Origin of the sequence: Streptomyces sp. NPDC094034 (genome assembly GCF_040303865.1) — a bacterium.
Classification (GTDB): Bacteria; Actinomycetota; Actinomycetes; order Streptomycetales; family Streptomycetaceae; genus Streptomyces.
This window is the reverse complement of the sequence record NZ_JBEOUD010000031.1, coordinates 49,975-64,054: the sequence shown is the minus strand read 5'-3', so window position 1 is coordinate 64,054 and position 14,080 is coordinate 49,975. Positions and strand designations below refer to the sequence as shown.

The 14,080-nt window shown below is 70.6% G+C and carries 12 protein-coding genes; 7 read left to right on the top strand and 5 right to left on the bottom strand.

Annotation, left to right across the window (positions count from 1 at the left end; all coding sequences use genetic code 11):
• Window positions 1-16: 16 nt before the first annotated feature.
• From ABTZ59_RS25215 to ABTZ59_RS25205, 3 genes are read left to right on the top strand one after another with little or no spacing between them, the layout of a single operon-like run.
• Window positions 17-1,819 carry a hypothetical protein gene (locus ABTZ59_RS25215; RefSeq protein WP_351415758.1) on the top strand — a complete coding sequence of 601 codons (1,803 nt, stop codon included), beginning with the start codon at window positions 17-19 and terminating at the stop codon, window positions 1,817-1,819.
• On the top strand, window positions 1,816-2,481 hold the full coding sequence (locus tag ABTZ59_RS25210; RefSeq protein ID WP_351415754.1) for a hypothetical protein: 666 nt from the start codon (window positions 1,816-1,818) through the stop codon (window positions 2,479-2,481). Before ABTZ59_RS25215 ends, ABTZ59_RS25210 begins: the two co-directional genes overlap by 4 nt.
• On the top strand, window positions 2,478-3,578 hold the full coding sequence (locus ABTZ59_RS25205; RefSeq protein WP_351415750.1) for a glycoside hydrolase family 26 protein: 1,101 nt from the start codon (window positions 2,478-2,480) through the stop codon (window positions 3,576-3,578). The genes ABTZ59_RS25210 and ABTZ59_RS25205 overlap by 4 nt, the downstream gene beginning before the upstream one ends.
• On the opposite strand, the gene ABTZ59_RS25200 is transcribed toward ABTZ59_RS25205, so the two are convergent.
• From ABTZ59_RS25200 to ABTZ59_RS25190, 3 genes are all read right to left on the bottom strand, one after another.
• Window positions 3,557-5,698 carry a lipopolysaccharide biosynthesis protein gene (locus ABTZ59_RS25200; protein WP_351415743.1) on the bottom strand — a complete coding sequence of 714 codons (2,142 nt, stop codon included), beginning with the start codon at window positions 5,696-5,698 and terminating at the stop codon, window positions 3,557-3,559. The genes ABTZ59_RS25205 and ABTZ59_RS25200 overlap by 22 nt on opposite strands.
• Window positions 5,691-6,971 (bottom strand): DegT/DnrJ/EryC1/StrS family aminotransferase, encoded by a 1,281-nt coding sequence (locus ABTZ59_RS25195; protein ID WP_503003602.1) that lies wholly within the window; start codon window positions 6,969-6,971, stop codon window positions 5,691-5,693. Before ABTZ59_RS25195 ends, ABTZ59_RS25200 begins: the two co-directional genes overlap by 8 nt.
• A 92-nt stretch (window positions 6,972-7,063) precedes the next feature.
• A complete protein-coding gene (locus ABTZ59_RS25190) occupies window positions 7,064-8,038 on the bottom strand; it encodes an RNA polymerase sigma factor SigF (RefSeq protein WP_351415737.1) in 975 nt (324 codons plus the stop codon).
• A gap of 286 nt (window positions 8,039-8,324) precedes the next feature.
• On the opposite strand from ABTZ59_RS25190, the gene ABTZ59_RS25185 reads away from it, so the two are divergent.
• Window positions 8,325-8,693 carry an STAS domain-containing protein gene (locus tag ABTZ59_RS25185; protein WP_249952569.1) on the top strand — a complete coding sequence of 123 codons (369 nt, stop codon included), beginning with the start codon at window positions 8,325-8,327 and terminating at the stop codon, window positions 8,691-8,693.
• A 220-nt stretch (window positions 8,694-8,913) separates the two neighbouring features.
• Window positions 8,914-9,399 (top strand): ATP-binding protein, encoded by a 486-nt coding sequence (locus ABTZ59_RS25180; protein ID WP_351415730.1) that lies wholly within the window; start codon window positions 8,914-8,916, stop codon window positions 9,397-9,399.
• Between the two features lie 138 nt (window positions 9,400-9,537).
• Here the strand turns inward: ABTZ59_RS25180 and ABTZ59_RS25175 are convergent, their stop codons facing one another.
• Window positions 9,538-11,061 (bottom strand): peptide MFS transporter, encoded by a 1,524-nt coding sequence (locus ABTZ59_RS25175; protein WP_351415726.1) that lies wholly within the window; start codon window positions 11,059-11,061, stop codon window positions 9,538-9,540.
• Between the two features lie 358 nt (window positions 11,062-11,419).
• Here ABTZ59_RS25175 and ABTZ59_RS25170 point away from each other — a divergent pair, with 358 nt between their 5' ends.
• Window positions 11,420-12,097: a response regulator transcription factor gene (locus ABTZ59_RS25170; protein ID WP_030351003.1), complete on the top strand. Its 678-nt coding sequence runs from the start codon at window positions 11,420-11,422 to the stop codon at window positions 12,095-12,097.
• Window positions 12,098-12,103: 6 nt separating this feature from the next.
• A complete protein-coding gene (locus ABTZ59_RS25165) occupies window positions 12,104-13,378 on the top strand; it encodes a sensor histidine kinase (protein ID WP_351415718.1) in 1,275 nt (424 codons plus the stop codon).
• 84 nt (window positions 13,379-13,462) lie between these two features.
• On the opposite strand, the gene ABTZ59_RS25160 is transcribed toward ABTZ59_RS25165, so the two are convergent.
• The gene (locus ABTZ59_RS25160; protein ID WP_351415713.1) at window positions 13,463-13,978 is read right to left on the bottom strand and encodes a GtrA family protein; all 516 of its coding nucleotides are present in this window, start codon (window positions 13,976-13,978) and stop codon (window positions 13,463-13,465) included.
• Window positions 13,979-14,080 lie beyond the last annotated feature (102 nt).

Here is a 14,080-nt window from a genome sequence, read left to right as displayed (position 1 = left end):
CTCCCGCCCATCGGCCGTGCTCCGGCCCCGGCGGCTGCCGCCCTGGCTTCCGTTGGCGGTCGCGGCGGCGCTGTGGACCTGGTCGTTACCGAGGATCGGGTTCCGGGACATCGGGGACTTCGGTCTCCTCGACCGTTTCCCCATCGCGTTCTACGCCTCGCTGGTCATGCTCTCGATCGGCTTTCCGCTGAGCCTGCGCCGGGCGGGCACCGCCCCCTGGTGGCCGCTCGCCCACTGTGTCGCGATGCTGGTGGCGCTCAAGGCGCCGCCCGCTCTCCTCTACGACTCCGTCCGCTACGCCTGGGCGTCCAAGCACGACGCCGTGATCGCCAGGCTGCTGGCCGAGGGGACGGTATACCCGCACGCCGAACTGTCCGGCGGCATGTCCGCGTACGACCAGTGGCCGGGCTTCTTCTCGCTCAACGCGGCCCTGATCCGGGCCTTCGGGGTGCCGGGCGCCGCCTCGTTCATCAACTGGGCGCCGGTCCTGTTCGGGCTGCTGACGCTGCCGGTCCTGATACTGATCTACCGCACCTTCACCGACGACTGGCGGCTGGTGTGGACCGCCGTCTGGATCTTCCAGCTCGCCAACTGGGTGGGCCAGGACTATCTGTCCCCGCAGGCCTTCGCCTATCTGCTCTTCCTGACCGTGTTCGCCGTGGTCGTACGGCATTTCGTGCGGCCGGGATCCGCCGGGCGGCTGCGCGACCGGTCCCTGCTCGACCCGGCCGCCGCGTCCGTACCGCCGCCCACCACCACGCGCCAGCGGGCGGCCGGCGTGGCGATACTGGCGCCGCTCATCGCGGCGGTCAACGCCGCGCACCAGCTGACCCCGGTGATGCTCTGCATGACCCTGCTGGCCCTCTGTCTGACCCGCCGTTACCGCAATCTCGGGCTGCTCGTGGTCACCGGTGTGCTGATGCTCGTCTGGGATCTGACGATGGGACGGGTGCTGTTCCTGGACACCCTGAGCACCCTGCGCGACTCGGCGGGCGATCTGCTGAACAACTCCCGCGCGGGATTCGCGGGTGAACCGAGCGGCCCGGGACCGGAGTTGGTGGGGCGTGCCAACATCCTGATGGTGCTGATCCTGGCCGTGCTCGCGGGCGCGGCCGTGCTGCTGAGACGCCGGCTCGTACGGAGCGCCCTGCCGCTGCTGCTGGCCGCGGCGGCGCCCGTCCCGCTGTTCGCCGTCAATGACTATGGCGGCGAAATGCTGTTCCGCGTCTATCTGTTCGGGCTGCCGGGGACGGCCTTCTTCGCCGCCGCCGCGCTCGTCCCCACCGTCGCCGGTACCGGCAGGGCCCGGAGGGTGGCGCGGGGCGTCGCGGTGGTCGCGCTGCCCGTGGCGCTGGTCGCCCTGCTGGCGGGCTTCCTGCCGTCGTACTACGGCAAGGAGGGCATGCAGTACGCGCCGCCCGCCGAGACCGCGTTCGTGAAACGGGCCTACGACCGCGCGCCGGACGGGGCACTGATCCTCGCCACCACCGGGTCGTTCCCCGGCGCGTACTACCGCTACGACCACTACGAGCGCTGGTTCTTCACCGAACAGGAAGTGCCGGAGAACCTGAAGATGCTCCGGGACCCGGCCGGGTACCTCGACGCGGGCATCCCGGACGGTCGCCCCGCGTTCGTGATCCTCACCCCCTCCCAGGAGAAGGCCACCACCGGCGAGGGCTATCTGCCGCCCGGCGGCTACGACCGGATGAGCGAGGCACTGAAGCGCTCGCCGTACTTCCGGGTCGTGGAGGAGAGCGAGCACGGGCTCGAACTGGAACACGTACCGCGAGACACGCGCACGGAGGAGAAGCCACGGTGAGCGGCAGCGCAGTGAACGACAGCGCGATGAACGACAGCGCGATGAACGACAGCGCGGTGAATGGCGGCGCGGTGAACGACAGCAGGGTGCACCACGCCAAGGCACCGGCCCAACCCTGGCTCAGAGGCGCCCTCGCGCTCTCCGGCTGGCTCGCGCTCGCCGCGACGGAGCTGCCCGACGGCGTGCCGCCGCGCTGGATACCCGTCCTGCTCTTCGTCCTCCTCGGCCCCGGCTGCGCGCTGCTCCTCCCGCTGCCCCGTGATCTGCGGCCCGCCGCCCGGCTGGAGGCGCTGGCGCTGGCCGCGCCGCTGAGCCTGTCCCTCGCGACCCTGACCGCCACCGCGCTCTTTCTGGTGCGGGGATTCTCGGCCACGGTGTTTCTGATGTCGCTCGCGGCCTTCTGCACGGTCGTGGCACCGCTGCCCGCCCTGCCGCTGCCCGCCGCGACCCGTGGGGCGGTGGAGCGTCGTCCCAAACGAACCAAACGAACCAAACGAACCACGCGCGCACGACACGCGGCGCGCACCGAGCACATCGAACGCGCCGAGCGCACCGAACGTGCCGAGCGCACCGAACGTGCCGAGCGCACCGAACGTGCCGAACGCACCGAACGTGCCGAACGCACCGAACGTGCCGAACGCAGCGCCGGTAACGACCGATGACCGGCAGGGAGGGCGCCCGGCGGCGCACGCCCGGGGCCGGCGGGACGGCATATCTGGCCCTCGTCCTGGCCGCCGTGGGGGCCTTGCTCGCCGGGATCGGCGTATGGCACTCCCGGGACGGCACGGGGGACGCGGACCAGGACGCGGTGAACGGCTCGTGCGCGCCGACCGCGGCACTGGAACCCCCGTGCGGGGCCTGGTGGGGCGCGTACATCCCCTACGCGCGCGACGGCTCGCTCAAGGACGCGGTGTACGCCTTCGAGAAGAAGATCGGTCGCGAACTCGACCTCGTCTACAACTACCACGACATGTCCAACACCGAGCGGGACGGAGTGCTGCTCACCCCCGACGAACGCGAGCTGGGCCGGGACCGGTTGCTGATGCTGGCCTGGGAGTCCACCGTATGGATCGAGCCGCACCACGAGAACTGGACCGAGACCCAGCTCGGCTGGCGGGCCGTCGCGGACGGGACGTTCGACGAGGAGATCATCGACCCGGGGGCCCGGCGCCTCAAGGCGTACGGCAAGCGCGTCTTCCTCTCCTTCGACCAGGAGACCGACTTCCGTACGCCGGACGCGGGCACGCCCGAGGAGTTCATCGCCGCCCACCGCCATCTCCACGACCGCTTCGAGGAGCTCGGCGTGGACAACGTGGTGTGGGTGTGGACCGTCTCCGGCTATCTGGGCAACGCCGCGCTGATGAAATCCCTCTACCCGGGTGACGACTACGTCGACTGGATCGGGATGGACCAGTACAACTACTTCGGCTGCCACGACTCGGAGAACTGGCTGGACTTCGAGCGCAGCCAGCGGCCGTCCTACGAGTGGCTGCGCGCGAACGTGTCCGCCACGAAACCCGTCATGCTCGCCGAGTTCAGCACGGCACCCGACCCGGACCGGCCCGACCGCCAGCGCGACTGGTACCGGGAGATCCCGGCGGTGGCGCCGACGCTCCCGGGGGTGCGGGCGCTGGTGCACTGGAACCGGCCGGTACCGGGCGAGGGCTGCGATCTGACGGTCAACGAGGGCCCGGCGCTGGAGGGTTACCGCGAGGCGGGGCGCGCCCCGTACTTCCGTCAGCCGGTTCCGGCGCGGTGACGCCGCCGTACGACCAGCACCACCAGCGCGATCGCCGCCGCCGCGCACACCCCCAGGGACACGGGCAGCGCGATCGCCGCGAACTGCTTCTGTGCCGCCCAGCCCGCCACCGCGAGCACCCACACCGCCCCCGCCGTGACCCGTCCGTCCGTCCCCAGGGCCCACAGGGTGACGGCGGCGAGCCCCAGCCCGAGCAGTTGCAGGGCCACGGGCAGCGTCCGCAGAACCCCGTCCGTGTCCGAGACGCCGCCCGAGACGCCGCCCGACAGGCCGCCCAGGAGGTCGGTGAGCAGGCCGGCGACCGGCTCGTGCCAGGGCCCGGACATCCGGTCGGGCCATACGCCCAGCAGCACGGGCGCGCTGTGCAGCGCGGCGAAGATCGCCAGCGGCCCGAGCGTGAGCAGCGCCGGGCCCGGCCGTACGAGGGAGACGGCGGCGCACTGCACGACGATCAGCACCATGCCCGAGACAAGCGTCAGCGGGGGTATTACGGAGAGGAGCTGGCCGCCGGTGAGCTGATCGCGGCCGATGTCCCCGAGGCGGACGAGCGGCGGCCAGAACAGCCCGACCGCCAGTCCGAGAAGCAGCCAGAGCACGGTGATGACCCGGCTCTCGTCCACGGTGGAGGCGGCTGAGGCCGGGGAGTCCGCGGACCAGGGCGGGTGATGCGCCGGGGCGGCGGCGGCCTCCGCGCGCAGCCGCGCGGCCTCCCGGGCCCAGCTGGTTCCATACGCGTCGGCGCCCTTCGTACGTGTCGCCTGTTTCCGTGGTGCCTGTTTCCGTGCTGCCTGTTTCCGTGGTGTCCGTTCCCCTGGTGCCTGTTTCCGCGGCGCGCGCTTGCGCAGGGCCGCGCGCAGCCCCGGCGCCGCGATCAGCGCCATCACCGTCATGGACAGCAGCATCGCCAGACCCGCGCCGGAGATGCCCGCCGGACCGAGCAGGAACAGGGCGCTGCCGAGTACGAGCACACACATGGCGCCCTGGAACGCGGCCAGCATGCCCGTACGCCCCTGGACCCGCAGCACCCCGATGTACAGCTCCACGACGACCCGGGGGAGCGCGGCGGCGGCCAGCAGCCGCAGGACCGTGGAGCCGTGCCGGGCGTAGTCCGCGCCGAACGGCGCGAGGACCTGCGGTGCGAAGACCACCAGCACCAGCACCACCGGCACGAGCAGCACCGTCATCCGGCGCAGCGCCCCGCGCACCCCTTCGGCGAGCCGGTCCGGGCTGTGCGAGGCGTGCGCGGTGAGCGAGGAGGCCATGTTGATGGCCATGAACTCCATCGTGCCGCCGACGGTGTAGGCGGTGTAGAAGAAGGCGTTGTGCGCGGCGCCGAAGCGGACCGCGACCAGCACCGGCAGCAGATTGATCATCGCCAGACTGAACAGCGCCCCGATCGAGTCCCCGGCCAGGAACCGCCCGATGTCCCGCGCCCTGGGCGGCTCCCGGTCGTGGTCGGCGGCGACCTGACGCGGGATCAGCCTGCGGAAGACCAGCCAGCCGAGCGGCAGAACGGACAGCGCGATGGCCGCCGCCCAGGACACGAAGACCCCGAGGACCGGCATCGCCGTGGCGAACGCGGCGAGCAGCAGCAGCTTGCCGAGGGAGAACGCGGCGTTGCCGACAGGCACCCAGAACGCCCTGCGCAGCCCGGTCAGCACCCCGTCCTGGAGGGTGAGCAGCGCCCAGGCGACACAGGCCGAGGTGAACACGACTCCGGCCGTGACCCCGTCGAGCGGCGCGTACGAGGGACCCCACAGATCGAGCGTCGCGAGGAACACCACGCAGGCGGCGCAGACCACCAGCGAACTGACCGCGTACGCGCGCCACACCAGCGCGCCGGTGGCGCGGCCCGCGCGCGGTACGTAACGCACCACCGCGCCGATCATGGTGGTGGCGGTGAGCGAGGCGAGCAGCCGCATCGCGGCGATGGCGGCCGAGCCCTGGCCGACCGCCTCCTCGGTGTAGTAGCGCGCGGCGACCAGCCAGAAGCCCAGGCCCAGGGCGGCGGAGACACCGGTGGAGAGCATCAGGGCATAGGCGTTACGGAACATGGAGTCGCCGTCGGCCTTGTCGGGGCCGGTGGTGGCGGGCCCGCGCAACCGCGCGGTGTCAGCCACCGCCGCCATGCCCTACGCCGCTTTCCGCCCGGCGCGCGGGCCGGGCGCCCAGCGCGTCGAGTACGGCGATCACCTGATCCGCCCGGCACGGGTCGACGGGCAGGGCGTGCCGCGCGAACCAGGCGGCCGGTTCCGGCGCGGGCGACGGATCGGTGAAGACCTCGCCCGCGTAGTCGTCGAGCGGCGGATCGTAGAGATAGCCGGTGGTGATGTGGTGCGCGGCGAGCGCGGCGATCGCCGCGTCACGGTCCTCCACCAGCAGCGGCACCCGGAAGAGCGGCTGTGCCCCGGCCGCGCCTCCGGTGCCCGGTGCCCGGGCCGCGCCTCCCGAGCCCGGTGCCACGGCCATGTGACCGGGCTCGCCCCATGGACTGGCCAGTAGCCGCATTGTCCCCGCGCGGTGCAGATCGAGCCGCTGGTCGAGACCGCCGAGCAGCCGCTCCGTACGGCGCAGCCGGGACCGGCCCGAGCGGAGCCGGTAGTCGTGCATGTCGACCCGGATCCAGGAGTGGAAGCCGCCGAGCCCCGGCGCTCCGGTGAGGGCCTTCCGTAACTCCGCACCGCGCAACGGCATCCGGATCTCCGCGCGCTCCTCCCGCCCGAGCAGCCGCAGCGCGGCGCGCGCGGCCCGCACCAGCCGCAGCCCCCGGACACCGGCCTCGGCGTACGGGCGCAGCGCGTAGGCGAGTTCGGCGGTGAGCCGGGAGGGTTCGAGCAGCGCGTCACGGGCCCGCGCCAGTTCCGTACGCAGCCCCGGATCCGCGAGCGCGAGAAAACCGCCGCTCTTGGCCCCCACATGTTTGGAGAGACTGAACACGGACGCGTCCCCGAAGCCGCCGACCGGCCGCCCCGCCACCTCGCTGCCGATGGCGTGCGCGGCGTCCTCGATGAGCGGGATCCCCAACGCGTCGCAGCGGGCGCGCAGTTCGGGCGCCGGGTCGGGGTTCCCGTACAGATTGGTGGTCAGCACGGCCGACAGCCCGCGCCAGCCGGACTCCGGGAGGCCGGCCGGGTCGATGGACCCGTCCCTGGCGCGCAACGGCGCCTGTACGGGACGCAGTCCGGCGGCGAGCACCACGAAGAAGATCACGTCGTCGTTGACCGGCGACATCAGCACGCGCCCGCCGGGCCGGCACCAGTGGCGCAGCGCCACATACAGCCCCAGCCGGCACGACGGCACATACAGACATTCCCTGCCGAGGCGACGGCGCATCAGCGTCTCCAACGCCGCGTGCGCGGAGTGCTCCGCCGGGCAGCCCTCCCCAAGAGCCATCGCGTCTCCCCACGCTCCCCCCTGCCCGGCTCAATGTGGCCCATAACGGACGAGCCGTCAATAAGGCCGCCGGGGCGGGGAGCGCGGGTGCCTCACTCCTCCAGCGTCAGACCCTTTCTGAGTCTCTTGAGGGTGCGGGAGAGCAGCCGGGACACATGCATCTGGGAGATATTGAGCTCCTCGCCGATCTCCGACTGCGTCATATTGGCGACGAAGCGCAGGGAGAGGATCTTGCGGTCCCGCGACGGCAGGCTCGCGATCAGCGGCTTCAGGGACTCGACGTACTCGATGCCTTCGAGCCCATGGTCCTCGTAGCCGATCCGGTCCGCGAGCGCGCCCTCGGAGTCGTCGTCCTCGGGCTGGGCGTCCAGCGAGCTCGCGGTGTACGCGTTGCTCGCCGCCATGCCCTCGACGACCTCCTCGTTGGTGATGTCGAGGCGGTGGGCGAGTTCGGCGACGGTGGGTGCCCGGTCGAGCTGCTGGGCCAGTTCGTCGCCCGCCTTGGCGAGGTCGAGGCGGAGTTCCTGGAGTCTGCGCGGTACGCGTACCGACCACGACGTGTCGCGGAAGAAACGCTTGATCTCGCCGACGATGGTCGGCATCGCGAAGGTGGGGAACTCGACGCCGCGGCTCAGCTCGAAGCGGTCGATGGCCTTGATCAGACCGATCGTGCCGACCTGCACGATGTCCTCCAACGGTTCGCTGCGGGAGCGGAACCGGGCGGCCGCGAACTTCACCAGGGCGAGATTCAGCTCGACCAGGGTGTTGCGGACATACGCGTGCTCGTGCGTGCCCTCTTCGAGGGCTTCCAGCCGGGCGAAGAGCGTCTTCGAGAGGGCTCGGGCATCCACCGCGCCCACCTCGTCGAAGGGCGGGATCTCGGGCAGGTCCTCAAGGCCCTCGACGCCGGTCCGCGAGGCGACGCGGGCCCGCGAGGCGGTGCCGGTCTGTGAGGCGGTGCCGGTCTGTGAGGCTATGCCGGCCGACGTGATGTCGGTCTCGTGGGGGGCGGACGGAGTTGTCGACGGCGCGTGCTGGGTACGCGTGTCGTCGAGCGGGGGTGACATGGGTCTCCTCCATACGTTCTCGGCATATGGCTGCCGATGCCAATGCGCGCTGCTGCGGTGTGCGGCGCCTCCAAAGCCGGCCGTGGTCGGATGTGTCCCTACAAGCCCTACCCGTTAGGCACGGACAGTTGCAAGTGTTAATTGTTTCATATGTCCTTATTGTGGGGGACTTTGGGTACCGGTCGGCGTGTGAAAGGCGTAATGTTCGAGTGGCGTCATCGGGATCAGATGGCGCCGAGACGGCAGAATCTGACGACGGCGCACGACACGGCGAAGAGGGACGGGCATGGACCGCCAGACGGTCGGCAGCACGAACCGGGGCCGGCTTCGGGTCGGGGTTCGGACCGAGGGCCGGAGCGAAGTGGTGACGGTGGCCGGTGAGTTGGATCACCACACGGCCGATCTGTTGCGGACACCTCTGGACGAAGCACTCGAACAGGGCCGGTCACGCCTTGTGATCGACTGTTCGCAACTGGAATTCTGCGATTCCACCGGACTCAATGTTCTGCTGGGCGCCCGCCTCAAGGCGGATGCCGCCGGCGGCGGGGTCCATCTCGCCGCGATGCTGCCCGTGGTGGCCCGGGTCTTCGAGATCACCGGCGCGGACGCGGTCTTCACCGTCCACGACTCCCTCGAAGAGGCCCTGGCCGACTGACTCCGGCCGCTACTCTGCACCCCGGGCCACAACCCGGACCCTCGCCCTGCCCTGTCTTGTTGCGCTCCTCACCATTTCCGGATCGGTGAAGTGGGTGTTGTCACGATTCGGAGGGGCAGAAGACACCCGGCGGACCCAGCGGGAGCCCGCCCTCCGGGAACCCGCACTCTCTGTAGATCAAGAACTGGATTATTCGGTGAATCGGTGAGGTGAAGCGCTGATGAGCACCACCCGGCAGCCTCCGCCGGGCGACCTCGGCCCCGAGCCGGACGGTGCGGGAACCGCCGCCGCGTCCGGCGCGCGGGTACGGTCGCTCGCCTTGGTCGGCGCCAGCGGTGTCGTACCGCTCGCGCGCGACTTCACCCGCCAGGCGCTCTACGACTGGGGCTGGCTCCCCGCGTCGACCGCGGACCAGCGGGCGGCGGCGGAGGACGTACTGCTGGTCGTCTCCGAGCTGGTCACCAACGCGTGTCTGCACGCGGAGGGTCCCGAAGGGCTGCGGGTCGCGCACACCGCCAAGGTGCTGCGTCTTGAGGTCACGGACCGCGGTGCGGGCCAGCCGGCCCCCCGCACCCCGCATCGCGCGGGACGCCCCGGCGGCCACGGCATGTTCATCGTCCAGCGGCTCTGCCTCGACTGGGGCGTGGTCCGGGCACCCGGCGCGGCCGGCAAAACGGTCTGGGCGGAGCTGGCCGCTCCGTCGTGACGCGCGTAGCTGACGCGACGGGGCCGCCGCGACCGTTACCCGGCGCGGCGGCCCTCTCACATCTCGTGGGCGCTCCTTCGAAGACCCGCCTGAAGGCCCGCCTGAAGAGACGCTTGAAGAGACGCCTGAAGAGACGCCCTAGTGGATGTCGCCCATCAGCGCCCGGACCTTCCTGCGGTACATGAAGACCGCGAAGCCGGCCAGGGACGCGAGCAGTGCCTCCAGGGCCACCACACCCGTCTTGCCCAGATCGACCCCGCCGATGGAGAGCAGGCCGGTCACGGAGTCGCCCGCGGTGACCGCCAGGAACCAGATTCCCATCATCTGGCTCGCGTACTTCGCCGGCGCCATCTTCGTCGTCACCGACAGCCCCACCGGGGAGACGCACAGCTCGCCCACGGTCTGGATCAGATAGATGCCCACCAGCCACAGCGGGCTGACCAGCGTGCCGTCCGCCGCCATCGCCAGCGGGACCAGGAAGAAGAAGAACGAGACGCCGACGAAGAACAGCCCGGCGGCGAACTTCACGACCGTGCTCGGCTCCTGGCCGCGGCGGTTCAGCCAGAGCCAGAACCAGGCGAAGACCGGCGCGAGCGCCATGATGAACACCGGGTTCAGCGACTGGTACCAGGAGGACGGGAAGCCCAGTCCGAACAGCTCGCCCGAGGCCTTCGTCGTACCGAACGCCTGGACCGTGGAGCCGCCCTGGTCGTAGATCATCCAGAACACGGCCGCGGCCACGAAGAACCAGATGTACCCGGACATCCTGGTCTGCTCGGTCTCCGACAGCTCCTTGTCGCGCTTGATCCGGATCAGTACGGCGGCCGGGATCGCGATGCCCGCGAGCGTCAGCGGGACCATCGCCCAGTTGAGCGTGAAGTTGCCGCTGAGGCCGACGACGCCGTAGAAGACGGCGGCGATCAGCAGCCAGGTCATGCCCTTGCGCAGCCAGCCGGCGCGCTCCTCGCGGGAGAGCGGGGTCGGGACACGGCTGCTCTCCGGGCTCAGATGCTTCGTACCGAGCAGGAACATGATCAGGCCGATGCCCATGCCGAGCGCCGCGAGGGCGAAGCCCAGATGCCAGTTGTAGGTCTCGCCGACGGTGCCGATGATCAGGGGGGCGAAGAAGGCACCGATGTTGATGCCCATGTAGAAGATGGTGAACCCGCCGTCACGGCGCGGGTCGTTGGGGCCGTCGTAGAGATGGCCGACCATCGTGGAGATATTGGCCTTCAGCAGACCCGAACCGAGCGCCACCAGCGCCAGACCGGCGAAGAAGCTCCCCGTCCCCGGCAGGGCCAGGGTGAGATGGCCCAGCATGATCGTGCAGGCCGCGATCGTGACGGTCTTGCGCGGCCCCCAGACCCGGTCGCCCAGCCAGCCACCGGGCATCGCCAGCAGATAGACCATGGACAGGTAGATGGAGTAGATGGCCGTCGTGGTGGCCAGATCCATGCCGAGCCCGCCGCCCTGAAGCCCCTTCGAGGCATCGGGGCCACCGGAGATCAGATAGATGGTGAGCAGGGCTCTCATGCCGTAGAAGCTGAAGCGCTCCCACATCTCGGTCATGAAGAGCGTGGCCAGTCCGCGGGGGTGGCCGAAGAAGGTCTTCTCGGGTCCGGCGGGAGCGCTGGGCGAGTCCTTCGTCAGGCTGGAGGCCATGGGTCGATCCTTGTTCGCTCGGGACGCGGCGCTCGGTCAGCGGTGACGCGCCCGGTGTGGGGGGCCGTGGGGGGCCGTGTGGGGGTGGGCCGGAGAGCGGGACACGCCGTCCCCGGCACGGAGACGCGAAGAGGAGACCCTCGGCGCTCAGCAGGCCAAAGGTCTCCTGGTGGTACTACAGGCGTCTCGCCACCATACGACATGACAGAGACCCCTATGGAAGGAGTTGAGAGATGAATCACAGGTTCTGATGGAACTAGACTCTTATATTCGAAGGTAGATCATCGGATCGCACATGAACTCGAAGGCGTTGCCGCGCAGGGCCCAAGCGCCGCCCCGTGCGGTCTACCATCACCCCATGACCCGTGTACTGCTCGCCGAGGACGACGCTTCCATCTCGGAGCCGCTGGCCCGCGCCCTGCGTCGGGAGGGTTACGAGGTCGAGGTCCGCGAAGACGGTCCGACCGCGCTGGACGCCGGCCTCCAGGGCGGTGTCGATCTGGTCGTACTCGACCTGGGCCTGCCAGGGATGGACGGCCTCGAAGTCGCCCGCCGACTGCGCGCCGAGGGCCACGCCGTGCCGATCCTGGTGCTGACCGCCCGCGCCGACGAGGTGGACACCGTGGTCGGCCTGGACGCCGGCGCCGACGACTATGTGACCAAACCCTTCCGGCTCGCGGAGCTGCTGGCACGCGTACGGGCGCTGCTCCGGCGCGGCGCCTCGGACCCCGTGCCCGCCCCCGCCACCCATGGCGTACGGATCGACGTCGAGTCGCACCGCGCCTGGATGGGCGACGAGGAACTCCAGCTCACCGCCAAGGAGTTCGACCTGCTGCGCGTCCTCGTCCGGGACGCGGGCCGGGTCGTCACCCGCGACCAGCTGATGCGCGAGGTCTGGGACACCACCTGGTGGTCGTCGACCAAGACCCTCGACATGCATATCTCCTGGCTGCGCAAGAAGCTCGGGGACGACGCCGCCAACCCGCGCTATATCGCCACCGTGCGCGGGGTCGGCTTCCGGTTCGAGAAGAGCTAGGGCACCTTGCGCCGGCGTCTGATCAACTCCACGCTCGCCGTGGTGCTCGTCGTCATCGCCGTCTTCGGGGTGTCGCTCGTCATCGTCGAGACCCGCACGATCAGCAGCAGCGCGCAGGAGAGCGTGGACTCCGAGGCGGTGCGGCTGGTGAGCATCGTCGACAGCCGCCTCCTCGCCGACGACCACATCAGTGCCAAGGTGCTGGCCGAACAGATCAACCAGACGCGGTACGCCCGGATCGAGATCCCGGGCCGTCCCGTCGTCGAGCTCGGCGAGCGGCCGACCGGCAGCGTCATCCGGGGCAAGGCGAAGGGGGAGGAGGGCGAGACCGTCATCGTCGAGGAGCCCCGCTCCTCCGTGACCCGTGAGGTCGGCCGCACCCTCCTGATCATCGGCGCGGTGGCGCTGCTCGCGGTCATCGCCGCCGTACTGCTCGCCGTACGCCAGGCCAACAAGCTGGCCTCGCCGCTCACCGATCTCGCGGAGACCGCGGAGCGCCTGGGCTCCGGCGACCCGCGCCCCCGGCACAAGAGGTACGCGGTGCCCGAGCTCGACCGGGTCGCCGATGTCCTCGACTCCAGCGCCGAGCGCATCGCCCGGATGCTCACCGCCGAGCGGCGGCTCGCCGCGGACGCCTCGCATCAGCTCCGTACGCCGCTGACCGCCCTCTCGATGCGGCTGGAGGAGATCTCCGCCACCGACGACCTGGAGACGGTGAAGGAGGAGGCGATGGTCGCGCTGGCACAGGTCGAGCGGCTGACCGATGTGGTGGAGCGGCTGCTCACCAACGCGCGGGACCCGCGTACCGGCTCCGCCGTCGCCTTCGATCTCGACGAGGTCGTCAAACAGCAGATCGAGGAGTGGCGCCCGGCCTACCGCAGCGCCGGGCGGGCCATCGTCTGCTCGGGCCGGCAGGGGATGCGGGCCGTCGGCACACCGGGCGCGGTCGCGCAGGTGCTGGCCGCGCTGATCGAGAACTCACTCATGCACGGGGGCGGTACGGTCGCCCTGCGCACCCGTGTCACCGGCAACCAGTCCGTCATCGAGGTGACCGACGAGGGCCCGGGCGTTCCGGCGGACCTCGGGGCGCGGATCTTCGAGCGCACCATCAGTGGCCGCAACTCCACCGGGATCGGCCTCGCCGTGGCGCGCGACCTGGCGGAGGCGGACGGCGGCCGGCTGGAGCTGCTCCAGCAGCAGCCGCCGGTCTTCGCGCTCTTCCTGAGCCGGGAGGCCGGTACCCGCAAGGCGCCGAAATCCCCGGAGCGGCCGGTCCGCTGACCAGGGTGGCGTGACCCGCCCTCGGGGCCTGCCTCCACAAGGGCCCTCCACGAGGGCTTCCACAGGGGCTTCCCCAGGGCTTCCTCAGCCGCGGACGCGATGGGGCCGCGGGCGCTGCGGGTCCCGCTCCAGGAACGATTCCTCCGGCAGTCCCACGGCCGCGGCGGCGGGCTGGGCACGGAACACCCAGGTGCGGTACGACCAGAAGCGGAAGAGCGTCGCGATCCCGATGCCGAGGAACTTGAAGACATTGCTCTGGAGCGGGCTGTCCCAGCCGAAGCCGTACGTCGCCGTGTAGAGCACCCCGTTCTCGATGACCAGGCCGACCACGCTGAACAACAGGAAGAGCGTCAGCTCCTTCGTGCGGCGGCTCTTGTCCCGGTCCCGGTAGGTGAAGTAGCGGAAGCCCACATAGTTGAAGGCGATCGCGACGACGGTGGCCAGGATGCTGGCCCGTACCACGGGGAGCGTGGTGGTGTGCCGTACGAGATTGAAGACCAGCAGGTTGACCAGCAGCCCCGCGCCGCCCACCGCGCCGAACTTGACCACCTCGCGGACGAGCCGGTCCAGTCGCACGCGGAGTGCGCCCCGTTCGCTCATATGCCCGTTCAGCCCCGTCCGGTCGATGTCAGTTCCGAACCATGCTAACCAGCGGCCCCTTCCGCCGCCTGGGGGACCGTATGTCACGTTCGGTCACCGTGG